This is a genomic window from Mesorhizobium sp. M1A.F.Ca.ET.072.01.1.1 (genome assembly GCF_004023325.1).
GTDB lineage: Bacteria > Pseudomonadota > Alphaproteobacteria > Rhizobiales > Rhizobiaceae > Mesorhizobium.
Window position 1 is genome coordinate 1 of the sequence record NZ_RZSF01000723.1, and the last position, 475, is coordinate 475.

General features: G+C 65.3%; 1 pseudogene. It reads right to left on the reverse strand.

The annotated features are described in order from the left end of the window. Positions 1 to 140: 140 nt before the first annotated feature. Positions 141 to 475, reverse strand: a pseudogene (locus EOA32_RS37725) (hypothetical protein); the annotation flags it as partial.

Sequence of the window (475 nt, forward strand, 5' to 3'; positions counted from 1 at the left end):
GGCCCATCGGTCGAACTTAGTAGAAAGTGCTTAAATTTAGACTTCCATGCGGGCCAGAAGTTTCAGTATTGGTCCCATTGCTGCAGGCACAGCAACCGGAGGAGCTGAAGGGGAAGCGGGGCGCCGAAGCCGCGCCGCGCCTACTTTCCCGCCATGTGATCGGCGAGCTCCTGCGCGTGGGCAAGCAGGGCAGGGAAGGCCGGGTCGCCGGGCAGATGCTCGCCCATGCAGGCGCGGTAGTCGCCGTCGCCTTTTTCCCAGGCGGCGTTGGCGGCATCGTAGGCCTTTTCGTCCTTGAGCTCCGAAGCCTGGTAGGCCTCCTGGAATTTCTGGGCGGCGGCGTCGGCCGCGGTCCACAAGGCATCGCAGGCCGCGATCTTCGGGACGGGCGGTGCCGCTGGCGCCTCGGCGATCAGCACGCGATCGCCCTTGACCAGCGTGACGATCACCTGCTGGTCGTAGATCGGCCCGACAT